At 39.6% G+C, this 25105-nt stretch carries 25 protein-coding genes; 8 read left to right on the top strand and 17 right to left on the bottom strand.

The window, feature by feature from the left end; translation table 11 throughout:
• Positions 1-4: 4 nt before the first annotated feature.
• The 3 genes from purT to SanaruYs_RS02295 are packed head-to-tail and all read right to left on the bottom strand — an operon-like array spanning position 5 to position 1732.
• A complete protein-coding gene (purT, locus tag SanaruYs_RS02305; RefSeq protein WP_127120888.1) occupies positions 5-1192 on the bottom strand; it encodes a formate-dependent phosphoribosylglycinamide formyltransferase in 1188 nt (395 codons plus the stop codon).
• Positions 1185-1451: a SemiSWEET family sugar transporter gene (locus SanaruYs_RS02300; RefSeq protein WP_127120887.1), complete on the bottom strand. Its 267-nt coding sequence runs from the start codon at positions 1449-1451 to the stop codon at positions 1185-1187. Before SanaruYs_RS02300 ends, purT begins: the two co-directional genes overlap by 8 nt.
• Before the next feature lie 11 nt (positions 1452-1462).
• Positions 1463-1732: a hypothetical protein gene (locus SanaruYs_RS02295; protein ID WP_127120886.1), complete on the bottom strand. Its 270-nt coding sequence runs from the start codon at positions 1730-1732 to the stop codon at positions 1463-1465.
• 74 nt (positions 1733-1806) lie between these two features.
• Between SanaruYs_RS02295 and SanaruYs_RS02290 the strand changes: the two genes are divergently transcribed.
• A complete protein-coding gene (locus SanaruYs_RS02290; protein WP_127120885.1) occupies positions 1807-2742 on the top strand; it encodes an SGNH/GDSL hydrolase family protein in 936 nt (311 codons plus the stop codon).
• 323 nt (positions 2743-3065) lie between these two features.
• On the opposite strand, the gene SanaruYs_RS02285 is transcribed toward SanaruYs_RS02290, so the two are convergent.
• The 5 genes from SanaruYs_RS02285 to SanaruYs_RS02265 form a co-directional block, all read right to left on the bottom strand.
• Entirely contained in the window at positions 3066-3704 is a 639-nt protein-coding gene (locus SanaruYs_RS02285; RefSeq protein WP_127120884.1) for a flavin reductase family protein, read from the bottom strand.
• 142 nt (positions 3705-3846) lie between these two features.
• Positions 3847-5721, bottom strand: a complete 1875-nt coding sequence (locus SanaruYs_RS02280) for an ABC-F family ATP-binding cassette domain-containing protein (protein WP_127120883.1) — start codon at positions 5719-5721, stop codon at positions 3847-3849.
• A 294-nt stretch (positions 5722-6015) separates the two neighbouring features.
• On the bottom strand, positions 6016-7581 hold the full coding sequence (locus SanaruYs_RS02275) for an NAD(P)/FAD-dependent oxidoreductase (RefSeq protein WP_127120882.1): 1566 nt from the start codon (positions 7579-7581) through the stop codon (positions 6016-6018).
• Between the two features lie 103 nt (positions 7582-7684).
• Positions 7685-9475 (bottom strand): toxin-antitoxin system YwqK family antitoxin, encoded by a 1791-nt coding sequence (locus SanaruYs_RS02270; protein ID WP_127120881.1) that lies wholly within the window; start codon positions 9473-9475, stop codon positions 7685-7687.
• 53 nt (positions 9476-9528) lie between these two features.
• Complete coding sequence (locus SanaruYs_RS02265) at positions 9529-10479, bottom strand: tryptophan 2,3-dioxygenase family protein (RefSeq protein ID WP_127120880.1); 951 nt, start codon at positions 10477-10479, stop codon at positions 9529-9531.
• Between the two features lie 55 nt (positions 10480-10534).
• Here SanaruYs_RS02265 and SanaruYs_RS02260 point away from each other — a divergent pair, with 55 nt between their 5' ends.
• The 3 genes from SanaruYs_RS02260 to SanaruYs_RS02250 all read left to right on the top strand — a co-directional run bounded on the left by SanaruYs_RS02260 (position 10535) and on the right by SanaruYs_RS02250 (position 13076).
• Complete coding sequence (locus SanaruYs_RS02260) at positions 10535-11755, top strand: acyl-CoA dehydrogenase family protein (RefSeq protein WP_127120879.1); 1221 nt, start codon at positions 10535-10537, stop codon at positions 11753-11755.
• A 102-nt stretch (positions 11756-11857) separates the two neighbouring features.
• Entirely contained in the window at positions 11858-12409 is a 552-nt protein-coding gene (locus tag SanaruYs_RS02255; protein WP_127120878.1) for a hypothetical protein, read from the top strand.
• Between the two features lie 10 nt (positions 12410-12419).
• The gene (locus tag SanaruYs_RS02250) at positions 12420-13076 is read left to right on the top strand and encodes a hypothetical protein (protein ID WP_127120877.1); all 657 of its coding nucleotides are present in this window, start codon (positions 12420-12422) and stop codon (positions 13074-13076) included.
• A gap of 226 nt (positions 13077-13302) precedes the next feature.
• Here the strand turns inward: SanaruYs_RS02250 and trmB are convergent, their stop codons facing one another.
• The 7 genes from trmB to mscL all read right to left on the bottom strand — a co-directional run bounded on the left by trmB (position 13303) and on the right by mscL (position 19924).
• Positions 13303-13962, bottom strand: coding sequence for a tRNA (guanosine(46)-N7)-methyltransferase TrmB (gene trmB / locus SanaruYs_RS02245; RefSeq protein ID WP_127120876.1), 660 nt, complete (start codon positions 13960-13962; stop codon positions 13303-13305).
• Positions 13963-13997: 35 nt separating this feature from the next.
• Positions 13998-15299 (bottom strand): bifunctional folylpolyglutamate synthase/dihydrofolate synthase, encoded by a 1302-nt coding sequence (locus SanaruYs_RS02240; protein ID WP_246011814.1) that lies wholly within the window; start codon positions 15297-15299, stop codon positions 13998-14000.
• Between the two features lie 32 nt (positions 15300-15331).
• Positions 15332-15724: an acyl-CoA thioesterase gene (locus SanaruYs_RS02235; RefSeq protein ID WP_127120875.1), complete on the bottom strand. Its 393-nt coding sequence runs from the start codon at positions 15722-15724 to the stop codon at positions 15332-15334.
• Between the two features lie 37 nt (positions 15725-15761).
• On the bottom strand, positions 15762-18434 hold the full coding sequence (locus SanaruYs_RS02230; RefSeq protein ID WP_127120874.1) for an ABC transporter permease: 2673 nt from the start codon (positions 18432-18434) through the stop codon (positions 15762-15764).
• 31 nt (positions 18435-18465) lie between these two features.
• Positions 18466-18798: a PadR family transcriptional regulator gene (locus SanaruYs_RS02225; protein WP_127120873.1), complete on the bottom strand. Its 333-nt coding sequence runs from the start codon at positions 18796-18798 to the stop codon at positions 18466-18468.
• Positions 18799-19047: 249 nt separating this feature from the next.
• On the bottom strand, positions 19048-19488 hold the full coding sequence (msrB, locus tag SanaruYs_RS02220) for a peptide-methionine (R)-S-oxide reductase MsrB (protein ID WP_127120872.1): 441 nt from the start codon (positions 19486-19488) through the stop codon (positions 19048-19050).
• A 55-nt stretch (positions 19489-19543) separates the two neighbouring features.
• Entirely contained in the window at positions 19544-19924 is a 381-nt protein-coding gene (gene mscL, locus SanaruYs_RS02215) for a large conductance mechanosensitive channel protein MscL (RefSeq protein ID WP_127120871.1), read from the bottom strand.
• 181 nt (positions 19925-20105) lie between these two features.
• Here mscL and SanaruYs_RS02210 point away from each other — a divergent pair, with 181 nt between their 5' ends.
• Positions 20106-20516, top strand: coding sequence for a response regulator (locus SanaruYs_RS02210; RefSeq protein WP_127120870.1), 411 nt, complete (start codon positions 20106-20108; stop codon positions 20514-20516).
• Here the strand turns inward: SanaruYs_RS02210 and SanaruYs_RS02205 are convergent.
• Complete coding sequence (locus tag SanaruYs_RS02205; protein WP_127120869.1) at positions 20505-21320, bottom strand: DUF3108 domain-containing protein; 816 nt, start codon at positions 21318-21320, stop codon at positions 20505-20507. The two genes, SanaruYs_RS02210 and SanaruYs_RS02205, sit on opposite strands and share 12 nt — an antisense overlap.
• 188 nt (positions 21321-21508) lie before the next feature.
• On the bottom strand, positions 21509-22315 hold the full coding sequence (locus SanaruYs_RS02200; RefSeq protein WP_127120868.1) for a 2,3,4,5-tetrahydropyridine-2,6-dicarboxylate N-succinyltransferase: 807 nt from the start codon (positions 22313-22315) through the stop codon (positions 21509-21511).
• A gap of 27 nt (positions 22316-22342) precedes the next feature.
• Between SanaruYs_RS02200 and SanaruYs_RS02195 the strand changes: the two genes are divergently transcribed.
• Genes SanaruYs_RS02195 through SanaruYs_RS02185 form a run of 3 tightly spaced genes read left to right on the top strand, consistent with a single transcriptional unit; the run spans position 22343 to position 25105 of the window.
• Positions 22343-23443 (top strand): glycosyltransferase family protein, encoded by a 1101-nt coding sequence (locus tag SanaruYs_RS02195; RefSeq protein ID WP_127120867.1) that lies wholly within the window; start codon positions 22343-22345, stop codon positions 23441-23443.
• A gap of 57 nt (positions 23444-23500) precedes the next feature.
• Positions 23501-24157, top strand: coding sequence for a metal-dependent transcriptional regulator (locus SanaruYs_RS02190; RefSeq protein ID WP_127120866.1), 657 nt, complete (start codon positions 23501-23503; stop codon positions 24155-24157).
• A gap of 3 nt (positions 24158-24160) precedes the next feature.
• Positions 24161-25105, top strand: coding sequence for a metal ABC transporter solute-binding protein, Zn/Mn family (locus tag SanaruYs_RS02185; protein WP_127120865.1), 945 nt, complete (start codon positions 24161-24163; stop codon positions 25103-25105).

The raw sequence follows: 25105 nt of genomic DNA, 5'->3' as shown, positions 1-25105 counted from the left end.
CTAACTACAAAGTATACTTAATCGCTGCGGCTGCGCGGTTTGCTTTTGCCCTAGCCTCTTCGATACTTTTACCCTTAGCAAGACACACACCCATTCTTCTTTCTCCTTGTACTTCCGGTTTACCGAATAAACGCAATTGTGTATCTTCTTCAATCAGTGCCTTTTCAATTCCACTAAAAGCGACCGTGGTAGAATTTCCTTTCACCAACACTACACTTGAAGCGGATGGTCCTAATTGACGGATGGTTGGAATCGGTAAACCTAAAATGGCACGCACATGCAACGCAAACTCTGACAAATCTTGAGAAATCATGGTGACCATACCTGTATCGTGTGGCCTTGGTGATAGTTCACTGAAGTATACCGTATCTCCCTTTACAAAAAACTCAACTCCAAAAATGCCGTAACCACCCAATGCATCCACAACTTTACGCGCAATGTCTTGCGATTCATGCAAGGCCTGTGCACTCATGGGGTGAGGTTGCCACGACTCCTGGTAATCGCCATGTTCTTGACGATGACCTATGGGCTCACAAAAAGAAACACCTCCTTTATGGCGTATAGATAAGAGCGTAATCTCATAATCGAAATCAACAAAACCCTCTACGATTACACGACCGCCTCCGCTACGTCCACCTTCTTGTGCATATTTCCAGGCGTGATCGATATCGTTTTCTGTTTTTATTACACTTTGTCCTTTACCCGATGAACTCATGATGGGTTTTACAACGCAGGGTATACCGATTTCTTTAACAGCCTTATCAAAATCTTCTTTAGTACCTGCAAAGCGGTAAGGAGAAGTTTTTACTTTTAAGGTTTCGGCTGCTAATGAGCGTATACCTTCCCTGTTCATAGTTAGGCGTGTAGCATTTGCGGTAGGAATTACATTGTAACCTTCTTTTTCTAATTCAACCAGTGTATCTGTGGCAATAGCTTCTACTTCCGGAATGATATAATCAGGTTTTTCTTTTTCAATCACTTCCCGTAATGCTTTACTATCCAGCATGGAGATAACGTAAGCTCTATGCGCCACTTGCATAGCAGGTGCATTGGCATAACGGTCAACAGCAATCACTTCTACACCAAAGCGCTGAAATTCAATCACTACTTCTTTACCCAATTCGCCTGAACCAAGTAACATGGCTTTTATAGCAGTGGAGCTAAGCGGAGTACCTATTTTTATTTCAGCCATTTTTCTTCTCGAAACTTAATTTGAAATAGATAAGCATCAAACTGAGGAGACAGATAATGCTGTTGCAAATGATAACAGGCCAAAGCATTAATCCAACTCCATAGATAATCCAGACAATAGTGCTGGAAAAAACAATCAGCATCATACTCAGACTTAAGTCCTGTGTGCGCTTTGTCTGCCAAACTTTATATACCTGAGGCATAAATGTAATGCTGCTCAACAGCGAGCCCGAGTGGCCCATTAATTCAATCCAGTTCACGTATTATATATTTAATATTTATGTTTTAGTTTGTCTGCCCATTCAGCAGCCTGTCTCTGCCTTTTAAAATCTGAAGAGGCTAAAAAATCCTTAAGTCTTACACTTATAGTACCACGCGATGTAAGGTGAAATTGGCCACAATCATCGCATTGATAAACTGCCACCGGCCCCTTACCCTGCCCGAAATTAAACTGCACATGCGCAGATAATAAAGCTTCTTCCGCCAGATTCATGGAGAGGAATACTTTTTTACCTGAGGAACATGTACTTACTTTAGGCATAGGCTTGAAAGTTAAGGAATGCAATGCAATACTGAAAGCCCTGAACTTGTTTAGTACTTAGTTGTTTAAGCGTTATGAAAAAGATTCTTTTCCTGATGTTGGTTTCCTCAGCTGCTGTCTGCCAAACCTTGTTAATTGAAGAAAAGGTGAAGTTTCTTGCTCTCGGTGACTCATATACCATAGGACAAAGTGTGCCTGTGGCAGAACGCTGGCCTGTTCAATTAATTGAACACCTCAAGAGTGATCAGAAATTGACTAGTGATGATCCAAGGATTATTGCTACTACAGGTTGGCGTACTGACCAACTGAAGGCTGCTATTCTAAATGCAGCTATTACCCCTGGAAGTTATAATCTAATATCCCTATTAATTGGAGTAAATAACCAGTACCAAGGCAGGTCTGTCAATGTGTACGCTCAGGAGTTTGAGGAGTTATTGCAAATGGCTATTGACCTGGCCGGAAATAAAGAACGTGTATTTGTTGTCTCGATTCCTGATTATGGGTATACCCCTTTTGGTGAATCCAACCAAGCTACCATAAGCGCGCAGCTTGATGAGTTTAATCGTATTAACAAAAGTATTACATCTAGTAAAGGCGTGCTTTATATCAACATCACGGATATTTCTAGACTTGGTTTACAAGACCCGGAATTGGTAGCTGGAGACAGATTACACCCCTCTGGCAAAATGTATAAAGCATGGGTTGATCGCATACTAAGCAACGATTCTATTCGCTTTATCAAAAATACAGTGACTGATGTTAAGAAGAAAAAAGAAGAAGCGATGATTCGTGTTTTTCCTAATCCGATTGATAATGTTATTAATCTTGATGGAAAACCTAATAGCAGTATTTCTTTTAAGCTTATTAATATTAAGGGCGATATTGCCTTACATGAACATGTACGATTACCGCATACTTGTTCAGCCTCAACGCTAAGCACTGGGCTTTATCATTACATTATTGAAGATGAAAGAGGTTTGGTTGATTGGGGTAAGCTGGTGAAATATTAGAAGTCAGTTCAAAAATACTTCTAACAATATAATCGCGTCATGCGAGGAACGAAGCGCTGAATGTGTGCTGGGGTGAGCAAGCAATCTTTTAATGTGCTGATGAGTTAATTAGTTGATGTGCTGATTGATTTGAAAATAAAGGTGCATGTTATGCGAGGAATAGCTTGGATAGTGCGTTGGTATGACAAAGCAATCTATTGATATACTTTTCAACAACGAGCTAGATTGCTTCGTCTAGCTCAACGCAAAGCCTATCCATGGGGCTCGCAATGACAAGTTTTTTTTCTGAAATGGCTTGCCTATTGCCGCTACCTCATCAAATTCTATTCCTTCAATCTAACTGGTGCAACCCCTGGCTTCGCATAATTATATCTACCCATCGGAGTTACGCTATAGTAACCATCAATACCAAGTGATGTTATACTCTCAATTTCTTCGAGCTTTATAAAACCATCAGTTGCATAGATGCCTTCCTCAATTCTTACTTGTTGTAGCTCTCCTATCACAAAAAAAGTACTATTATGCTTGATAGGAATAATCTCAACCATTTTCATGGCATAGGAGCACCTACTCTCTTTTACAAAAGGCACAGGAAAATCATTGAGATATTCCTCATGTAAACCGACTGATACAAACTCGTTCACACTTAATGCATATTTTGCACTAGTCTGGTGTGCCTGTGCAACAAAGTCAGGATGAATGTGGTTGATCGTATAAAAGCCAGTGGCCTCAATATTAGCTAAAGTATGCGGAGCAGCTTCAAGTGGTCTGTTAATAAAACCAATCAGTGCAGGATCAGCACCGAGATGTACAATGTTGCTGAATATGGCTAGGTTAGGAATGCCCTCTTTGTTAATGGTAGCAATAAGACTGGCTGATTTAAAACCTGACAGACTGTTAACAAAATTACCGCGATAAAAGCGTTCCCAGCTTTGAATGGTCTCTTTAGAAATGACTTGCATAATATACAAACCTAAGAAAGCTGGTTTTGTTTAATGCTAAGAATACTCTATAAATGAAATGATATTGAGGCGTCTTACGGCTTGCTAACTTTAGCAAGCAGACGTCTGTAAACATTTTTTGAAATTGCTTTACAGTCAGTGGTTAGCCAGCCAACTCCGATAATTCCATCCAGCGCATAGTTTTCTCATCAATCAGCTCACCTGTCTTTTTTACCTCTGAAGCCCATTGCTGTAACTGCGTGTGATCGGTAGTTCCGCTATTTAATAAAGTAGTCAGGTCTGTTCTTTTCGCTTCCAGCTGGTTTATTTCTTCCGGCAATTTTTCAAGTTCCTGTTTTTCCTTGAAAGTAAGTTTTTTCTTTGCTTCACTTCCAGTGTTTGCAACAGGCGCTACTTCTTTCTTCTCAGCTTTTGGTGATGTCTTCATCGCCTCTTCCTCTTCTAACCAATCGCGATAGTCGGTATAGTTGCCGGGGAATAATCTGATTTTTCCGTCACCTTCAAATACAAAAAGCTGATCAACTAAATGATCCATGAAATAACGGTCGTGAGATACCAGTACTAAGCAACCGGTAAAACTATCCAGGAATTCTTCTAATACGTTAAGCGTATCAATATCAAAGTCGTTGGTCGGTTCATCCAAAATCAAAAAGTTCGGATTGGTGATCAACATCTTCAGTAGTTGCAATCGCTTCTTTTCACCTCCACTAAGTTTTTCAACATAGGTATATTGCTTCTCTGGTGCGAATAAAAAGTTATCCAAAAATTTTGAAGCTGAAATCTGTGTGCCATCAGATAGTGTGATAAATTCCGCTATGTCTTTAACCTCTTCAATCACGCGATTGGCAGGATTCAAATTCATGGCATCCTGTGTAAAGTAACCATACTTGGTCGTAACCCCAGGAATTACTTCTCCACTGTCTGGCTTCAGGCGTTGCGTAATCATGTTCAGAAAAGTAGACTTACCGATGCCGTTTTTACCTACCACACCAATTCTGTCTTTCTTTTTAAACACATAAGAAAAATTATCGACCAACAACTGATCGCCAAACTTTTTAGAAACCTTTTCTAACTCAAGGATTTTACCGCCTTGTCTGGCTTCTTTAATATCGAGTTCTAATCTTTCTCTACGCAAATCGGTAGATGCCTTTTCTTGCAATTCATAAAAGGCTTCAATTCTGTACTTGGCTTTAGTACCACGCGCTTTTGGCTGTCTGCGCATCCAGTCTAACTCCTTCTTCATCAGATTACGCGCCTTAGCCACTTCAGATTTTAATATCTCCTCTCTATTGGCTTTCTTTTCTAAGTAGTAAGCGTAGTTGCCTTTATACCTGAAGAGCTGCTGGCGATCCAACTCAATAATTTCAGTCGCAACAGCATCCAGAAAATAACGGTCGTGGGTAACCATGATGAGTGTAACACCAGGTCCCGCTAAAAAATTTTCTAACCACTCAATGGCTGTAAGATCCAAGTGGTTAGTCGGTTCATCCATGATAATCAAATCAGGCTCTTGCAATAAGAGTTGCGCCAGAAAAATACGTTTCTTCTGTCCGCCCGATAAATCACCAAAGCGCTTGTCCATATCGGGCACGCCCAATTTTCCAATTACTTCTTGTACTTTATTATCGTAGTCCCATGCATTCAGATCACTCATCTTTTCCAGGGCAGCCTGCATTCTTTCAGGAGATACATCCGGGTGATGTAAACAATCTTCATACTCTTTTACCGCTTTAGAAACCTCGTTGGTTTCGCTAAAAAGTATGTCTTTTACAATCAGGTTCTCATCAACGTTGGGTTGTTGCGTAAGGTAGCCAAAACGGATACCATCGCGTAAAACGACCTTACCTGAATCTGAGATAACCTCACCTGTTAAAATTTTAAGCAAAGTGGATTTGCCCACCCCGTTATTACCTACAAAAGCTATTTTTTCACCCTGACCAATACCCAGGTTAATCTCTTTAAAAAGCCAACGATCGTTATAGGTTTTGGAAATATTCTCAGCTGAAAGGTAATTCACAGGATGTAATTTTTAAAAGGAGTGCAAAAGTAGGCTATTTCGCCTCACACTACAAGCCGTTGCACTAAAGAACGGACAGTGTTCTGTCTAATACGCCTTGTCCTCTCTAGTCTAATCACCGTCTCCGAAGGGACCGTGATTTTGTCAAGCTTTGTTCCTTTCTATTAACTTTAAGGCAAGACATGGATTAATTTGAAAAAGTAATCTGTTTATTGCTCCTCGTCCCCTGCGGGAGACAAGGAGCAGAAATAGTTTTACACCGCCTGCAGCGTGTAGCTTGAAGCTTGTTGCCTGCTACCTTAACACCAATCTCCCAACCGCCTCCGCACAGCGCTCGCCATCCATCGCAGCTGAAACAATGCCTCCGGCATAGCCTGCACCTTCACCACAAGGAAACAAATTCTTAATCTGAGGATGTTGAAGACTTTCCTTATCACGTGGAATACGCACAGGAGATGAGGTCCTACTTTCAACACCAATAATTTGTGCATCATTGGTTAAATAACCCTTCATTTTTTGACCAAATGCCTTAAAACCCTGACGCAAGGCATCAGTTACGAAAGTCGGTAAAAATACACCCATGTCTGCCGAAACTAACCCCGGTTGATATGAAGTATCCAATAAAGAAGAGGATTCTCTTTTCTCAACAAAATCAATTAGTCGTTGTGCTGGAGCGGTTTGCGTTTTACCACCCAAGGCCCAGGCTTTCTGTTCTACTTCCGCCTGAAAATGCATGGCTGCCAACGCACCATATTTCTGATATGGCTTAAAATCAATTTCATCTATCGCTACCACAATACCTGAGTTGGCGAATTTAGAATCCCTTCGCGAAGGACTCATACCATTCACGACTAACTCGCCCGGAGCTGTGGCAGCGGGAACAATAAATCCACCCGGACACATGCAAAACGAAAAAACACCTTTATCCTTACCGTTGATCGAAGCTTGATGCACCAATGCATAAGCGGATGCAGGTAAATAGTCGCCACGATCTATACTGCAGTGATATTGAATCTTATCGATTAAATTTTGTTGATGTTCCACCCTAACTCCTAATGCAAATGGCTTCGCTTCAATGAGTACTTTATTCTGATCGAGCAATTCGAATATATCACGTGCCGAATGCCCTGTAGCTAAAATAGTGGCATCCGCTTTAATGATGTCACCCTTTTCAGTTATAATACCTTCAATTGTATCACCCTTAATAATAAAATCAGTAACCTTTGTATTAAAATGAATTTCACCTCCTGCTGCTAGTATACTTTCGCGCAAAGCGGCTACCAGTTGAGGTAATTTATTAGTACCAACGTGTGGATGTGCATCATATAGGATTTCATCTTTAGCGCCATGCGCTACTAGGATTTCCATGATGCGGTGCACATCACCTCTTTTCTTTGATCTTGTATATAGCTTACCGTCAGAGTAAGTACCTGCTCCACCTTCTCCAAAACAATAATTAGAATCTGGATTTACTACGTGATCCTTATTGATAGCAGCCAGATCGCGTCTGCGTGCCTGCACATCCTTTCCTCTTTCTAAAACAATAGGTTTATAATTCAACTCAATCAGTCGTAAGGCAGCAAACAATCCTGCTGGTCCTGAGCCTATAACTAAAATAGGTTTTTTGTTGTGTACAGAATTATACTCTTTGCCACGTAAGGGTATAAGATTTTTTTTGTTCAGCACCTCATATTGCATGCGCACTTTAATCTCGCGACCTCTTGCATCAATTGATCTCTTAATTGGCTGAACGACTAAATCTCCGTTTTGTGGAACGGACAACTTTTGATAAAGCGTGCCTAGTAGATGCGCTTCATCGAATGCCTCTTCGGGCGTTAGTATTAATTCTTTTACCTGCATACGGAAGGTGTTTATCCTTCAAGTTTTTTTGTTACTTATAATTGGATCACTTTAGTGTTAAACTCTGTAATCGTTCTGCAAAGATAGCAAATACTGTCTTAGACTATCGGAAAGAAAAAACGTTTCCAACATTTAGGCCGAAGTGAAAGGAGGTAAAGAATGGTTTCTGATCAATAATCTGAAACAAATCTTCGTGTTGCGCATCTGTTACAAAACTTCTGTAACCCAGATTAAACGAACCAAAAATATCCATAGTAAATCCTTTCGCATTGTTTTTTCTCATGATACGATAACCTGTTAATATCCCCCAGGCAATACGTTGCTCAGCAGAGCTCACTGTAGAAAATTTATCCGGAGAAAGTGGCCATTCGATGTTTATAAAGTGGCCCAGATTAGTAAAGCGAATTTCATGTCCGAAGTACCACATGCCTGCTTTCAATGGATTATACATTTTCTGTTTTATACCGATGCTATAACCTCGCATAAAATTTTTACCCAAAGAAATATCATCATCCTTTTTAAAGAATGGATCTCTGATACCAATAAATTCAAACTCATGTCCTAGTCGTTCTTGTGAGTAAAACTCAATGGCTACTGGTAAACGGCCTACTACTGAAAAGATAGGATTGGCTCCCACTATCACACCCTTAAATTCATTGTGACGCGGATCAAAATATGACATCCCCTTGGTGCGTGAAGCGTTGGTGCGTTCATATTTCCTATTTGCCATTGCCGCAATATCCTTTCCAGATTCTTTATCATCATAAAAAGGTTTATAGTATCCGGATAATTTACCATCACGCTCAAAAATTTCCCAAGTGCCAACTTTCTTATCGTCTTCCATCTGACCCTTGGTTTGCATAGCACCATCTTCGTAATAGCCATAGTAGGTACCTCTTCCTTCTACATATTCGCAGTCTGCTTCTTTTTTACCATTGTCATAGAAAAACTCCCACTTGCCTTCTCGTTTATCATCTTTCAGATTACCCACAACCCTGACCTGTCCATTGCCATAATATTCTTTATAAAGACCTTTGCCCTCAGTAAGCTTGGCTTCACTTACCACAACGCCACTTTGATCATAGGTTCTCCAATCACCCGATTTCTTGCCATTTACATACTCACCTTTTTTGTGCAGTTCTCCGGTCTCGTAATAATATTCCCAAGTACCGACAGGTATATCGTTTTCGTAATGTCCTTTTGAGTGCTGCTTGCCACTACTGAAGTAATGAATCCATTCGGCTTGCCTTTTGCCTGCCACGAATTCTCCTTCCATTTGCAATGTTCCATCTTCAGCAAAATAGCGCCAATGTCCGCTGTTCTTATTATTCATTTTAGGGCCCTCGCCATATACCTTACCAGAATGGTAGTATTCTATGTAGCGACCAAAATCATCGACATAATCAATCTCACCTTTTAAAGCCCCATCTTCAAAATAAGCTTTCCATAAGCCTATGTGTTTGTTCTTATCATAACTACCAATTTCTTTAAGTTGACCATTTTCATAATAGGATTTCCATTCGCCTTCGCGCAGTTTTCCATTAATGGTGCCCTCCATGCTTTTTTGTCCACTTTCATAGAAGTACTCCCACAGGCCATAGTTAGAATTTTGACGCAGAATACCCCGCATCCTCAAATTGCCTGTTTCATAGAAAAACTCCCAAACACCACTGGTTTCATTATTGATAAACTGCCCTTTTGATTCAGGGTGCCCGTTCAGGTAAAAGGAGATGTATCTACCATGTAAAATGTTCTTAAGGGTATCTTTTACCTGATAGAATTCCTTTATATGACGCTTTTCGAGGTCGTGATAACTGGTGCGATTATAAAGCTGCGCTACAGCACTTTGTGGAAGTGTTATAATAAATAGCAGGAAGACAGTTATTAAACGCATAGCACACTAATTATGAGCAATTTACGAAAAAACAGTGTATAGCGGATTGATGTCTATTGCTCAAAAGCCGCACGACCCCAATTGCTCTTTTCTTCTTCAGACCAGAGTTCAGGAAAGAACATGATTCGCTGAAAGCGAGGCGGTAAATACTTCTGCCAATTGGTACCTCCGGTTGCTTTAATATCCTCAGGACTTTTCTGCAAGTAGCGACCCGCAGAACGAAGATGCGCCAAACGCCATTTAACATTTGCCAACACATCCAATTCGCGTAAACGATCTTTTATAGCCTCAGCTACATCAGATGTTGCAAAGTGTTTCTGATAAATAGTAAAGAGATTTGTATCCTTGCATCTTTCTGCCTGTTCGCAAAAATCATCCAGGTATTTCTCTTCAAATTGCTGAAGTGTAAGTGTTTTCTTGCCGGAGGCTAATTCAGTTGCTCCACTTCGCCAATAGATTTTTTCCATTTGCTGGCGAATGGTATCAGTTGATTTTACCTGTTTTCTGCTTTCGTCATCCAATAGATTCACCAAAGAAGTCGAGGCAATTTCGATCATTCTGTATTGTGCCGATTGAAAGCCACTAGCGGGTAATAATGACATCCGGAATTTCAGGAATTGCTCCTTTTCCATGCCATCCACCATGATATCAAATGAGTTTTCCAATTGACGGAAGTAACGAATAATGCGATCAATCCTTGTCATGAAGAAGGTAGCATTAAGTTGCTGATTATTACCTATTTGACCCATCTCATGTAAGATCATTTTAAAGTACAATTCAGTGACCTGATGGTACATAATAAACACTTCTTCATCTGGAAAACTGGTCTTGGGATTTTGTAAACTCAATAGTGTATCCACATGTATATAATCCCAATAAGTGAGATAATCGGAATGCAGCAAACCATCCAGATAGCTGGATAAGTCCTGTCCCATAACAGCGTATTTCTCCTGAAGCTTTTTTAATTGCTCAATCAGTACTGGATCAAAGGATGTGGTTGGCATCAGTTAAGGATTATGTAGTAAATTGCTCCGAAAATTACGCATAAACGTCAAACCTATGGCTAACGCGACCGAAAATGGTACACATACTAAAAAATCGTTAAAACAAGATTTATACGAACACCCTGACTTCTACGAAATTGATGATCTTCTGACGGAAGAGCATAAATTGATCAGAACCAGCGTTCGTCAATTCGTTAAAAAGGAGATTTCCCCATACATTGAAGACTGGGCACAGCGTGCACACTTTCCATACGAAATCGTTAAGAAATTTGGTGATGTTGGTGCCTTTGGCCCTACGCTGCCCGTAGAGTATGGTTGCGGTGGCCTGGATTACATCTCTTACGGCATTATCATGCAGGAGATTGAACGTGGCGATTCAGGCATGCGCTCGACAGCTTCAGTGCAAGGGTCGTTAGTTATGTACCCGATTTACAAATTCGGATCTGAAGCTCAGCGTAAAAAGTACTTACCAAAGCTTGCTTCTGGCGAGTGGTTGGGTTGCTTTGGATTGACCGAACCAGATCATGGTTCAAACCCTAGCGGGATGGTGACTAATTTTAAAGATATGGGTGACCATTATCTGCTGAATGGCGCGAAAATGTGGATTTCCAATTCACCTAGAGCAGATGTTGCTGTCGTTTGGGCAAAGAATGAAGAAGGTCGTATTCATGGTTTGATTGTAGAGCGTGGCATGGAAGGTTTCTCGACACCAGAAACACATGGCAAATGGTCGTTACGCGCTAGTGCTACTGGCGAGTTAGTATTTGATAATGTAAAAGTACCTAAGGAAAACCTATTACCAGGTAAGAGCGGTTTAGGTGCACCGATGATGTGCCTTGACTCAGCGCGTTATGGAATAGCCTGGGGTGCAATAGGTGCTGCTATGGATTGCTATGAAAGCGCAAGACGTTACGCGGCTGAGCGTATACAGTTTGGTAAGCCAATAGCTTCATTCCAGTTAATACAAAAGAAATTAGCAGAAATGCTTAGCGAGATAACCAAAGCTCAGTTATTAAACTGGAGACTTGGTGTGTTAATGAACGAAGGCAAAGCAACTACGCCACAGATTTCATTAGCGAAAAGGAACAATGTGGCCGTTGCTTTAGAAATAGCCAGAGAAGCAAGACAGATACATGGTGGTATGGGTATTACTGGAGAATACTCCATTATGCGCCACATGATGAACCTTGAATCGGTAGTGACTTACGAAGGTACACATGATATTCACCTGTTGATATTGGGTAATAAGATTACGGGTATACCGGCTTTTGTCTAATACTTTGTAAGCTCTTAGTCTAAATTCTTTTTTAATCTTATTGTTTAGTTAACAACTAAGATCACTTTAGTATTTAATTGCCTAATTCCAACTCTATACCCTATGTGTAAACAGAATTTCCTCTTAATTCTATCTTGTTTTAGTATTGTATTTCTCACTCAAAGACCAGTTTTAGCACAAAAACAATTCAAGGGACTACCTGATGACTTAAATGTTTCTAAGATCATTTTCTTAAAGCATGATTCTACAGAAGTTGAACCTGAAAAGCCCAGAGGCCAGGGTCAAGACGAAAAAATAAGGCATGCCCTTAAAAAAAATCACAATACCAATGTTGCTGGATCCAATTTGCAGTTAAGAACTGCAGCAAAAGAGTATCCCTTTGAATACGTCATAACCTCAAGAGAGAATGTTCTCGCTTATAAAGAACTGGGGTATAAATACGTATTAGATTTCAAGCCTTTTGTAGATATCAGGCAAGGTATTAGACATTCAACTACAAAAGTGACCGTTTATTTTCCACTATATATTTATGATTTAACTACTACTGATACTTATATAATTGATAACGTGAGTGAGAACTTTGTTTACTATTATACAGGCCTGATGAAAAAAGCGCTTATTAAACAAGTAAAAAGGAAATACAAATTAAAATAAACTAACACACATGAAAACTTTTCTGGTGATTGTAACAACTTTCGTCAGCTGGACAAACCTTTATTCTCAAAGTTTCTACGATTACGCAAAACAGCGTGATACAGGTATAGGACTTAACTACAATCAATATAAAGGTTTTGCCATTCCCGACCCTATTTCGAATCCAACTTATAACGAGCTTGATGCCAAATCATCTTATGGATTGATTGGTTACTCAGGATGGAATTTTCCTATTTTAATATTAGCAGATCATACTTCAATAGGCTTCAATCCAAATATTGGTGTTGGCATTAGTTTAACTGGTGGTTATGGTGTGCATGCAGACATCCCAATATTCATTACTTTAAAAACTGGAACGGATGCTACATGGAGCAAAAGCACTACATTTGAAAAGAAAGTAGGTGCAGCAATAGGCATTGGCTATCAAACAATAGCAGGTTATACTGAGGCTCCAATAGCCAGCGGAATTGGTGTAATTTATGCTTTACCGTCCGCAATGGCTGAGGTAAGTTTTGTAATAAAGAAAACCAATCTCTATAAACTACGCTTTCAAACCAACCTTAAAGAAACAAAACAAAAGGATTTTAGTGAATCAACAGGGTTTCCTGCCGAGGTATCGTTCACGCAATGGGGAATCTCAATAATTAAAACAAGATATGCATGGTAGTTTAACTTCTATTCTGTAAAGCAAAGATTATAAAGAGTCTATAAATACAGCGTTCTCCAAGGATGCTGTATTTGTTGATCAAACATTATTATGATACCCTCTTGCTCATGGTATTTCAAGAAGCTAGCAGTTAATAACCCTAATTATTAATTGGCTACATCCTCATTTCGTCTTCACTGAACTAACCAATCGAACTAATAGACAAGTCAAGTATTGCACAAGCAGGTTAAGACTTAAACCTAAACCGCAAATACTTAATCGTCTCTCCTTTCTCAGCGAACATCATTTCGTACTTGGTCTTGATATTAAATACTTCGGGGCTTAATGGAGAATTGTAAACTTCATTGCTGTGTTGAAGATCTTCGATGTCGTTACGCCCGGCTAATACCTCGAGTGTGTACTGATATAGAGAAGTATTGTCAGTTTTTAACCTTACATAACCACCCGGTCTGATAAACTGCTTGTACATATCCAGAAAACGTGGACTCGTAATTCTTCTTTTCATATCACGTATCCTCGGGCGCGGGTCTGGAAAAGTAATCCAGATTTCATCTATTTCGTTTTGTGCGAAGAAGTTTTCGATCATCAAAATGTGTGTTCTCAAAAAGGCTACATTCGTAAGGTTGCGTTCTACTGCCCAGCTACTCCCCTTCCAAATGCGCTCTCCCTTCATATCAATACCGATGTAATTGCGATCCGGAAACAAAGCTGCTAAACCAACAGTATACTCACCACGGCCACAAGCTAATTCTATGGTAATCGGATGCTCTTTTTTAAAGTATTGCTTATTCCATTCACCTTTAATATCGTGATAGTTTTCCTTGGTGGGCTCAATTACATTGGCTCGCTCTTCAATTATCTTGAATCTTTCTTTCTTCCTTTTCACTTATGTATATGCTATCTTAATTATTTAATTTGCTTTTACAAGTCATTCAACTCGGCTACTACAAAAGTACTGCCTCCAATAAAAATGACATCTGCTTCGCTGGCGTTCGACCTTGCCACTGCTAATGCTTCATTAACATCAGGAATTACTTGACCATGTAATCCGAATACCTTTGCCTGTTCAGCAAGTGTTTGTGCTTTTTCGGCTCTTGGTATTTTTGCTTCACAAAAATAGTAGGTGGCATCTTTGGGCATAATGGCTAAAACAGCTTCAGGTTCTTTACCCTTCACCATGCCCATTACAATATGCAGTTTGTTATAGGATAATAAAGTAAGCTGCTTTAACACTTGTTGAATACCATCTTTGTTATGACCTGTGTCACAAATGATCATTGGCTTGTCGCCCAACTTTTGCCAACGTCCTCTTAATCCGGTATTGTCTACTACTTTACTCAGACCATTTTGCAAAGCCGTTACGGGAATAATAAAACCTTGTTCATTCAATATTTCAGCTGCCATTAATACACCCTGAATATTATTACGTTGATATATTCCACCTAAGGGAAAGGTATTTAGTTCAAGGAAAAATGCTTTGTTCCAATATACTTTGAAGCCATTAAAGGCATGATCACTGTTTAATACCACTTCATAAAAGTCTTCCGCGAAACAAATGGGTGCCTCCTCTCCTTCTGCCTTGTGCTTAAATACTTCTTCAATGTCGGCTTGCCTTTCGCTGATAATGACAGGCACCTTATTTTTAATAATTCCTGCCTTCTCGTAAGCGATCTTATCGAGGCTATCGCCAAGCAAATCCATGTGATCCCAACCAATGTTGGTAATCAGCGACAACTCTGGCATGATTACATTGGTAGAGTCCAGTCTTCCGCCCAAGCCTACTTCAACTACGGCCACTTCAACACCTTGCTGTGCGAAGTAATCAAAAGCCATCGCTACAGTTATTTCGAAAAAAGACGGCTTGATTTTTTCAATGATCTCTTGAAGTTTATTGATGAAGGATATGACGAATTGTTGATCAACCGTTACGCCATTGATTCGAATGCGTTCTGTAAAATCTTTTAAGTGAGGAGATGTATATAAACCTGTTGTATAGCCCGCCTCCTGTAAAACAGAAGCGAGCATATGCGAGGTACTACCCTTGCCATTGGTGCCGGCAATATGAACCGACTTAAATTTGTTTTGTGGATTGCCCAACACTTCGCAGAGTGCCAGGGTATTGGTTAAGTCTTTCTTGAAAGCCACTGATCCTACCCGCTGAAACATCGGGAGGTTGCTGTAGAGATAGTCGACAGCTTCTTTATAGGTAGCAATTTTTGGCATTCGGCCGCAAAGATAGCTGCGGAAAATTGATCTTATTTAAAAAAGTCAATCATTTCGCCTTCAATTCTTTTAGGCCGCAAACTGTTAGCATCTAATAGACACCAGGTTGTTTTGATTCGGGCGCTCACTTTGTTTAGAGTAACATTAAACAACTCAACGTTACGCACAATTTTAGGACCTTCCGGATCATCAACCCAAGTCTTACCCTGTATTTCATGTCCTAATGCTGCCGGTGTCAAATAATCGATTTCGTGCCTTAGCACTACCCATAAAAATCGCTTACGAATCTCCTCTGTTCCTTTGGCAAACCAATGGGCTTCGGCTACTTCTTGTGCATAGCGTAAGTAGACTACATTATTAACATGATTCATGTTATCAATGTCTTCGGACTTAACCAAAATTGAATGATAGAAAACGCTAGCCATATTGCTTTCAACAAATATAGTCAGGTAATCCTTATACTTATTCGTACTTAAGCGTATCGGCAGGGTTAGTTCTGGCAGCTTTCAAAGCATGATAACTTACGGTAATCAGTGCTATTGCCAGACCCGTTAATAAAGTAATACCAAAAAGCTCCCAGGAAAGCGTAATCCTGTATTTGAATGCATCGAGCCATTGTTTCATCATCCACCATGAAATGGGGGCAGCAATTGCAAATGCGATGAAGGCAAGCATGATGTATTTTCTGTTCAATAAAACCATTAATTGAAAGACTGAAGCCCCCATCACTTTTCGTATGCCAACTTCTTTTACACGGTTAAGCGATTCTATTCCTGCCAAGCCAAATAAACCTAGACAAGAGATAATAATAGCAAAGCTTGTAGAAATGCCCATAATTTTCATCCAACGTTCGTGGGATTGATACTGCCTTGCGACATCCTCATCTACAAAAGAGTATTCAAATGGTTTATCAGGGAAGGTCTGCTTCCACTTCTGCTCAACTTTACTTAACTGTTCTGGTGTTTTACCAGGACCAAGTTTTACTAAAATAGTAGTAAGTCTTCCGAAATCAGGTCGTTTAGAACCCAAAAAGAGAGGCTCAACTTCGCTTTCCAATGATAGAAAATTGTAATCCTTCATCACGCCAATCACTGGTGAACCTTTACCTACAGTGTCTTCCTGCCAGTTCACGTATTCAGACAAAGGATCAGTCCAACCCATATCCCTAACAAAAGCTTCATTAACAATCACCGCACTGGAGTCAGCTGTGTTATCAAAATTTCTACCCTCCAATAATTCAATACTAAACAGATCCAGATATGCTTCATCTACACGAAAGACATAAGCCCACTTATTTTCATCTGCTACTTGCCAACCGTAACGGGACCAACCTCTGTTAAAAGATGCCGAAGTTCCGGCAACAGAAATAACATCGCGCTCTTGGCTTAAGGCATTTCTGAAAAGCGGAATCATTTCATCAGAGGTTCTATTCCAACCTGCGTTTGTTTCAATGGCTATCACTTTATCAGCATCGTAGCCCAAATCTTTGCTGGTAATGTACTCCATCTGCCGGTACATAATCACTGAACTGACAATTAATAGTGTAGACAAGGTGAATTGCAAAACAACCATGGCTTTTGCAAAAGGTGTTTGCAGTCTGGCACTATTCTTACCCTTCAGAATTGTTACTGGTTTAAATGAAGAGAGTATAAAGGCCGGATAAAAGCCAGCTGTCAATCCAATGGTAATTGTTAATATTAGCATCATTGCAAGCACGGTTGACATATTACCAAAAGTGAGTACAATAGATTTAGCAGTGTATTCATTAAACATGGGTAGTAAGGTGACTACCAGAACAATACCGGTAAACATGGCCATAAAGGAGAGCAGTAGGGATTCAAAGGAAAATTGATTAATCAATTGTCCAGGCCTGGCTCCCACGACCTTACGCACACCAATTTCAGTTTTGCGAGCGTTAGATGTTGCCAGCGATAAAACGATATAGTTAATACAAGCGATAATGAGAATAAGTAATCCTATGCCGGCCAATATCCAGGAATATTTTTTATCACTTACTTTATGCCAACTGATGTGTGGGGCTAAGTGTATTTTTGTAAGCGGAATATAATCAAACTCACCCACTTTAATTTCAGCAGGGATTTTCTCACGTACCCGCGTACGATCATAACTTGGCCCCATGTATTTTTGTATCAACGAGTCGAGGTGAGGCTTAAAGGTAACAAGATCCGATGTTTTCCTGAGCTGAACGAAAGTCGGATAAGAGAAGTTATTCCACTGTTTTGCACTATTTTCAAAATAAGGTCTTGAACTTGAAGGCAAAATCATTTCAAAGTCAATGCTGGAATTTGCCGGAGGTGCTTCAATTACTGCTGCTACAACATAATCAGCTTTTTCATTAATAAAAAAACTAAAAGTTTTACCAATAGGATCTTCCTTACCAAAAAATTTCTCTGCCACTGCTGACGTTAAAACGGCTTCATTCGTATGGCGAAAGATTTTATGAGTGGATCCTTTTATAACCGGAAAAGAAAACATCCTGAAAAAACCGCTATCCACAAATGCCGTTGATTGTTTAAATATTTTATCATCATGCTGCATCACACCTTCGGTTCCACTATTAAAGCGTGTTACATACTCAACTTCAGCCAATTCATCTTGCATTACATCCGCAAGTACACCAGGCAACCACGCACTGGTGTTGTATGGTAATGGATCGCCCTCTTTATACTTTTCTTCATCAAAAGAAGTGCTATGGATACGCACGATTCTATCCTTATTTTCATGGAACTGATCAAAACTGAGTTCGTCCATCACATAGAGATAAATCAACACACAACAAGCAATGGCAATGCTTAAACCGAAAGAGTTAATAAAAGCATAGAGCTTACGCCTGGCCATATTACGAATTGCTACTTTCCAATAATTTTGCAACATACTTGAATTGAATAATTGTAATGAAAACTTATTTCGGAGTACTATGCCTGGTCTGAAAAACAGGAATACGTTTTTTGTATACTGAAGTCTCGCCTTTCTGAGCCCTATAGAAGAAACGTCCTGTTCGAATTGCTCTTCCAAATCACCCTCTATACTTTCCAACAGGTAATCAGGACAATACCATTGCAAAAAGCGAAGTGACCAGGCAGGTGCCGTATGATTAGAGGAGTTTTTATGCATGGATAAAAGATGTCTTGACAATAAAAATGGTTTAGATGCCCACCATTTTTAATTGAGGGACCAGTTTCCACAAATCGATTCGCATCTCTTTCATGGTTTGCAGCATTGCCAAACCCGCATTGGTAATTTTAAAGATGCGCTTACGTCTGCCGCCACGCAATTGTGTAGCTCCGCCCATTTCTGATTTAACAAGTCCTTTATCTTCCAGACGATAAAGCGTAACATGTACAGCGCTGAGGTTAACTTCTCTTCCCACCCTCTCTTTTATCAGCTCAACTACTGCATTGCCATAAGCATCTTCCTGCAAAATGCCAACCATCATCAAGACAAGCTCTTCGAACTCACCAAGGTATTCTTTACTCATTTGTATATGTTTTGTAAAACTAATATACGGATATCTTTTACAAAAGTTATACTAATGGATAAATAAGAGAAAAATCTTTATAAGAATCTGATAGAGAAATAGATAGATAGATATTATTCAATAAACCTTTAAAACTGCGAGCTTCGAGGGATTAGCTGCGAGTCATCTGTGGCAGGTTAAGAGAAATGAATTATTAACCAAGGTTTGCCCAAAGACTTGGCCCCCTCAGAACTTCAACCCTTTAACACTCTAACCCACCAACTTAATTGACGCTGAATTAATGCAATACCGCAAACCAGTTGGTTCTGGTCCATCGGGAAAAACGTGTCCTAAATGTCCGTCACATACACTGCATTCTACCTCTACCCTTGTCATACCATAACTAGTGTCTTTCGTATACTTAATAACATTGTCTTCTACCGGTGCAGCAAAACTTGGCCATCCGGTACCCGATTCAAACTTAGTTCTAGAATCAAATAAAGGCGTAGCACAACAGCGACAGGCATACAACCCTGGCTCGTGTGCTTCACAATACTCTCCCGTCCAAGGTCTTTCTGTTCCTTTATTTCTGGTTACAGCAAACTCTTCAGGCGATAGGATTTTTCGCCACTCTTCATCCGTTTTTTCAACGCGTTGGGGTGGTGTTAAATTACCTTTAGTTGCCCATTGCAACACATCTATCCATTTCATAAAACTTCAACAACAGGAATGATAAGAAGGTTTAATGTTGCCACTAATTAAGTAATTACTGCTTTAACTTTAACAGATCACGAATTTCAGTCAGCAACATAATGTCGGCAGGGAGTTCAGCAATAGGTGCAGGTTTTGCCTCTTCTTTTTTCTTGGTGGCATTGATGCCCTTTACAATTAAAAACAAAACAAAGGCTACAATAACAAAGTTAAAAGTGGCTGATATAAATTTGCCATACTTAACTGCACCAAAAATAGTGAGGTCTTCTAATTTACTCAATTGCGCTGCATCCAGGGCCGGCTTTAATAACAAAGGTGTGAGCACATCGGCAATTAATGAGTTAACTATAGTACTAAAAGCAGCACCGATAATAACACCAACAGCCAAGTCTACAACATTACCCCGCAGGGCAAAGGTTTTGAATTCTTTTAACATAGTGTTCAGGTTTGTTCTTACGCTAATTTTAAGCAATTACAGCCAAAGTGCAAAATCGTGCTCCAACGCTATTGGGCAATAATTGGGCAATAAATGTTTACTTTTAAAATGTTCTTTATTTTGAAAGTACCCAAAAAATAAGGTATACATAGCGTATTGATTTTATTAAATTTGATAGTCTATGGTAGAAGCCCCCGCTCTAATTGTTGCTTTAGTTGATGATGATTACATTTTTCAGTTAACAGCATCACGCTTACTAAAAGCTGCCGATGCTTCAGCAAATGTATTACAATTTTCGAATGGTGAAGAAGCTCTCCGATATCTGAATGATCACTCAGCAGAAGATAATAAATTGCCCGATATACTATTGTTGGATATTAACATGCCCCATGTAGATGGCTGGATGTTCCTAAATGACTATGCGCATCTAAAGGGAAAGCTAACTAAGAAAATTAAAATCTATATGGTGAGTTCATCTATAGATCCTGTTGATATGAATCGTGCAAAAAGCAATCAATCGGTTGAGGACTATATTATAAAACCTATATCAAGGGAAGGCTTTAAAGAGCTTATTGAAAAATCATTTAACTAAATTCAGGGGATGTTTCAGTTTTCCGTAATCGGTTAGCTCCACTCCTGCAGAGCCTATAAACATCTCAGCATCAATTTTTAGAGGTATTCTATTTCTATCGTCTGAGAACCAGGCAGTAATTGAATTTTCGCCATCAAATAATTTATTATCAGGCATTACAGGCTTAAACTTTAGTGCCCTTACTTTTCCAAATTTCATTTTTACAACATCCTTTCCATAATATACAATAGCTTGTTTGTAAAAGGTATCTTCAAAGAACCCTTTTATCACAACGGTATCACCTTTCTGCATATTAGTAAAATCGAGTGTACGCATGTAAAGAAAACCTGCCACCATATCGCGGGTATGTAGGGTGGTTTCATACTCCTTTGGTTCTTTAAACTTACCTGTATTTTTATCAATTACTTTTACAGCTACTCTTTTGTTCTCATGATCAAAGTAGGTGTACTCGTCTAACTTATAATTACCCTCTCTTATAATCCGGTAAGAAACCTCAGGAAGTATTGATATAGTATCAATGTAAGCTCCCCAATGATCATCTACGTTTGTAACCCAGCTCAGCATACCGGCAGTGGTGCCATATGCATCCAGTTTAAAACACGATCGCCCATTTAAACTATAATATTTATCGCTGATTACAGCATGACCCCGGCCTACATTGAAAATTCCGTAAGTGAGTTTATATTTAATAAACTCGCCTCTTTTAAAACTGTCGTTTTTTACCGTTGGATAAATCTCTTCCTTTTCGGTAGTAAAACCGAATAAAAGAATAGCATAAAGTAACAGTATCCGTATCTTAAACATATAACTGGGCGTAAAATTAAGGATTCTGTTCAAAGCGTAGATGATCTGATCTTTACCATTTTACAAAAGAGATGCCAAATCAAGAAAACACATAATTTTACAACTTCCCACTTGATTTAACACTGTAAAACTGACAAGTGCTTGAAATTGCCGCTTAATAGCTGTGAAAAGGTAAAACAACGTTGCGATTAAACCGCAACATTGTTTTCACGCAAAGCATCATTTAGTGATGTTTTCTTATCGGTGCTTTCTTTACGCTTGCCTATAATCAATGCACAGGGTACCTGAAAGTCTCCCGCGGGGAATTTCTTTGTATAAGACCCAGGGATAACCACCGAGCGCTCAGGAACATAACTCTTATACTCCACTGGAGATGATCCTGTTACGTCTATGATTTTAGAACTGGCTGTAAGTACAACATTTGCTCCCAAGACAGCTTCTTTACCAACCCTCACCCCTTCAACAACTATGCTGCGGGAACCCAAAAATGCATTGTCTTCAATAATTACTGGTGCGGCTTGTACCGGCTCTAATACCCCACCAATACCAACACCACCACTCAAATGCACATTTTTGCCAATCTGTGCACAACTTCCTACTGTTGCCCATGTGTCTACCATAGTACCTTCATCAACATATGCGCCAATGTTTACATAAGAAGGCATCATAATTACCCCTTTGCTAAGGTAAGCTCCGTAACGTGCTACAGCATGAGGAACTACACGTACGCCCAGGGCAGCATAATTTTTCTTAAGCGCCATTTTATCATGGAATTCAAACGGGCCTACTTCAATGGTTTCCATCTTTTGAATTGGAAAGTATAAAATCACAGCTTTTTTTACCCAGTCATTCACCTTCCACTCATTGTCTACTGGTTCAGCAACACGCAAAACACCCTTATCTAGTTGCTCAATTACTTCTCTGATAGTCTTTTGTACGCTTACATCCTGCAACATGCTTCTGTCTTCCCAGGCCTTTTCTATTAGTTCTCTCATTTCTTTTATCTTTCGATTGAATTAAGCATGCAAGAAAGAAAAAAAAAGAAAATTGTAATCGCTTCAGTATTAAAACCTGTCGATGAAACTCGCATGTACGGTAAAATGGCTACTTCATTGGCAGGTCGTGGTCATGATGTGTATGTTTACGGAAGTTCTGCCACACAAGTATCTCAGCACAGCACTATAACGCTGCATGATCACAGCTTAAAAAAAAGGCTGAGCTTACAGCGCCTGATCATTCCCTGGCATTTGTTACGTAAATGGTTTACCGTTAAACCAGCCATATTGATAATATGTACTCATGAGCTATTGATGGTGGCGCTGATTTACAAACTCTTAAAACCAGTAAAACTGATTTACGATGTACAAGAGAACTACTACCTGAATGTATTACACACTTCAGCATTTCCTGCCATCATTCGCTTTCCAATAGCTTTTTATACAAGGCTAAAAGAAAATCTGTCAGCAACTTTCATAGATCATTTTTTCCTGGCAGAAAGTGTTTATGTTGAACAGCTTGGTTTTACTAAAAGAGCTTATAGTATTATACCCAATACAGTAGCCGAACCTGTGACTACTCCTGGAAAAAAGCAGGGTTATAGCAAATGGCTTTTCACAGGCACCCTGGCTGAGAGTACAGGGCTTTATAAAGTTATCGAACTTGTTAAAGCACTCCATTCTATTGATTCAACTGTAAACCTGACTATTTGTGGCTTTGCCCCTTCGGTAAAAGAGCAGTTGCAGATTAAGGCTGCTTGTACTGGCTTGGACTATATTTCATTGAAAGGCAATGAAACTCAGGTTTCGCATAGCGCCATCGTTGAAGCTATACACCAGGCAGATATCGGTTTCATTTATTATCCACCTGCTAAACATACTGCCGGTCGCATGCCCACCAAGTTTTATGAATACAGTTCGTTGAACTTACCAATACTCACCTGGAATGACCAAGCTATTGCCAACATGGTTGATGAATTCGGTTTAGGCTGGGTACTTGATGGTGATGAAAGTATAACAGAAGTGCTGACCAAAATCATCAGTTTACCGATTAGCAAGTCCTTACCCGATGCTCATTTCTGGAGATTCACCGAAAAACAGCTTTTTAAGATAATAGATTCTCTTTAAAATTTTTTTTAGATTAGTCTAAACTTTTATTTTTGCATATCGTTTATATTAAAAGATATGCTTAGCTACACTGAAGAAAACTATCTAAAAACCATCTATCACTTGTCGGAAGGCGGGCATAAATCGGTGCTCACCAACGAAATAGCCGCCTCTTTGCTTACCAAAGCGGCCACTGTTACTGACATGATAAAAAAGCTTTCGTTGAAGGAGTTTATCACTTATGAGAAATATTATGGAGTAAATGTTACTAAAAAAGGCAAAGCGCATGCATTGACCATTGTACGCAAGCACCGCTTATGGGAAACCTTTTTAGTAGAAAAACTTGGATTTGCCTGGGATGAGGTACATGATGTGGCCGAACAACTGGAACACATTAACTCGAGCTTGTTAATTGAAAAGCTTGATGCGTTTCTAGACTACCCGACTGCTGATCCACATGGCCATCCTATTCCGGATAAACATGGCAAAATTAAGCAAGAGAAGCAAATTGTACTAAAAGAAGCACTTGTCAATAAACCCCTTGTTGTTTGTGCTGTGCGCAATGGCTCCTCTCCTTTTCTTCAATATCTCAGTAAAATAGGAGTATCTATTGGTGTGTCCATCACGGTGCGCGAACGCATTGAGTTTGATGGTTCACTTGAAGTAAGTATTCAAAATAAAAAGCCACAGCTGATTTCACGTGAGGCTGCAGAAAACATCTTAGTAAAAGAATAGACTATGTTATATAAATTTCAAATTTCAAATTTCAAATTCTTAAATGCAACACTTCCATTTTTTCTGGTGTTTACGCTGGTAATAGCTTGTAAGCCAAAGCAAAAAGGTGAGCTGCGTGAACGCTTAATGATTGTAACGACTACCGGGATGATTGCTGATGCAGTCAAGAATGTAACTGGCGATGGCGCTGACGTTATTTCACTGATGGGCGCTGGTGTTGATCCTCATCTTTATAAAGCCACACAGGGTGATCTACAAAAATTAACAGATGCAGATGTTATTTTTTATAACGGGCTACATCTCGAAGGAAAAATGGCAGAAGTACTGGAGAAATTGGGCAGAACAAAAACGGTAATTCCCGTAACCCAAGCTATTCAGGAAAATGAGCTCAGATTAATAACGGAGGGCATACATGACCCACACATTTGGTTTGATGTAAAGCTTTGGAAAAATGCGGTGGTTGAAGTTGAAAAAAATTTAAGTACAGTAGACTCTGCAAAACAACATGTGTACAAAGTAAATGCTGCACGCTACTTAACACAATTAGATTCGCTCGACAACGCAGTTTCTCAGCAAATTCAAACTATACCCGCAACACAGCGGGTGCTTATTACTGCCCACGATGCTTTTGGGTATTTCGGTGATGCTTATGCTATGGAAGTTAGAGGTTTACAAGGTATTTCAACAGTTTCAGAGTTTGGATTGAAGGATGTAACTGAACTAGTTGACTTTATCATCAGCAGAAAGATCAAAGCAATTTTTGTAGAAACATCGGTATCTGAAAAATCAATTAATGCAGTAATTGAGGGTTGTCAGAATAAAGGTTGGCAAGTAAGTATAGGTGGAAGCCTATACTCAGACGCCATGGGTGAAGCCAACACACCTGAAGGAACTTACATTGGCATGGTTAGTAAAAATGTGAGCACCATTGTGAGTGCTCTCCAATAA

Source organism: Chryseotalea sanaruensis, from assembly GCF_003990915.1.
Classification (GTDB): domain Bacteria; phylum Bacteroidota; class Bacteroidia; order Cytophagales; family Cyclobacteriaceae; genus Chryseotalea; species Chryseotalea sanaruensis.
Note: the sequence above shows the minus strand (reverse complement) of the source record. Positions and strands in the feature narration are given on the sequence as shown.

Bases quoted from the DNA above. Each gene is read 5' to 3' on its own strand.
- purT (WP_127120888.1), bottom strand. From the start codon at position 1,192: ATGGCTGAAATAAAAATAGGTACTCCGCTTAGCTCCACTGCTATAAAA.
- SanaruYs_RS02295 (WP_127120886.1), bottom strand. From the start codon at position 1,732: ATGCCTAAAGTAAGTACATGTTCCTCAGGTAAAAAAGTATTCCTCTCC.
- SanaruYs_RS02290 (WP_127120885.1), top strand. From the start codon at position 1,807: ATGAAAAAGATTCTTTTCCTGATGTTGGTTTCCTCAGCTGCTGTCTGC.
- SanaruYs_RS02285 (WP_127120884.1), bottom strand. From the start codon at position 3,704: ATGCAAGTCATTTCTAAAGAGACCATTCAAAGCTGGGAACGCTTTTAT.
- SanaruYs_RS02275 (WP_127120882.1), bottom strand. From the start codon at position 7,581: ATGCAGGTAAAAGAATTAATACTAACGCCCGAAGAGGCATTCGATGAA.
- SanaruYs_RS02270 (WP_127120881.1), bottom strand. From the start codon at position 9,475: ATGCGTTTAATAACTGTCTTCCTGCTATTTATTATAACACTTCCACAA.
- SanaruYs_RS02265 (WP_127120880.1), bottom strand. From the start codon at position 10,479: ATGCCAACCACATCCTTTGATCCAGTACTGATTGAGCAATTAAAAAAG.
- SanaruYs_RS02260 (WP_127120879.1), top strand. From the start codon at position 10,535: ATGGCTAACGCGACCGAAAATGGTACACATACTAAAAAATCGTTAAAA.
- SanaruYs_RS02255 (WP_127120878.1), top strand. From the start codon at position 11,858: ATGTGTAAACAGAATTTCCTCTTAATTCTATCTTGTTTTAGTATTGTA.
- SanaruYs_RS02250 (WP_127120877.1), top strand. From the start codon at position 12,420: ATGAAAACTTTTCTGGTGATTGTAACAACTTTCGTCAGCTGGACAAAC.
- SanaruYs_RS02240 (WP_246011814.1), bottom strand. From the start codon at position 15,299: ATGCCAAAAATTGCTACCTATAAAGAAGCTGTCGACTATCTCTACAGC.
- SanaruYs_RS02235 (WP_127120875.1), bottom strand. From the start codon at position 15,724: ATGGCTAGCGTTTTCTATCATTCAATTTTGGTTAAGTCCGAAGACATT.
- SanaruYs_RS02230 (WP_127120874.1), bottom strand. From the start codon at position 18,434: ATGCATAAAAACTCCTCTAATCATACGGCACCTGCCTGGTCACTTCGC.
- SanaruYs_RS02225 (WP_127120873.1), bottom strand. From the start codon at position 18,798: ATGAGTAAAGAATACCTTGGTGAGTTCGAAGAGCTTGTCTTGATGATG.
- msrB (WP_127120872.1), bottom strand. From the start codon at position 19,488: ATGAAATGGATAGATGTGTTGCAATGGGCAACTAAAGGTAATTTAACA.
- mscL (WP_127120871.1), bottom strand. From the start codon at position 19,924: ATGTTAAAAGAATTCAAAACCTTTGCCCTGCGGGGTAATGTTGTAGAC.
- SanaruYs_RS02210 (WP_127120870.1), top strand. From the start codon at position 20,106: ATGGTAGAAGCCCCCGCTCTAATTGTTGCTTTAGTTGATGATGATTAC.
- SanaruYs_RS02205 (WP_127120869.1), bottom strand. From the start codon at position 21,320: ATGTTTAAGATACGGATACTGTTACTTTATGCTATTCTTTTATTCGGT.
- SanaruYs_RS02200 (WP_127120868.1), bottom strand. From the start codon at position 22,315: ATGAGAGAACTAATAGAAAAGGCCTGGGAAGACAGAAGCATGTTGCAG.
- SanaruYs_RS02195 (WP_127120867.1), top strand. From the start codon at position 22,343: ATGCAAGAAAGAAAAAAAAAGAAAATTGTAATCGCTTCAGTATTAAAA.
- SanaruYs_RS02190 (WP_127120866.1), top strand. From the start codon at position 23,501: ATGCTTAGCTACACTGAAGAAAACTATCTAAAAACCATCTATCACTTG.
- SanaruYs_RS02185 (WP_127120865.1), top strand. From the start codon at position 24,161: ATGTTATATAAATTTCAAATTTCAAATTTCAAATTCTTAAATGCAACA.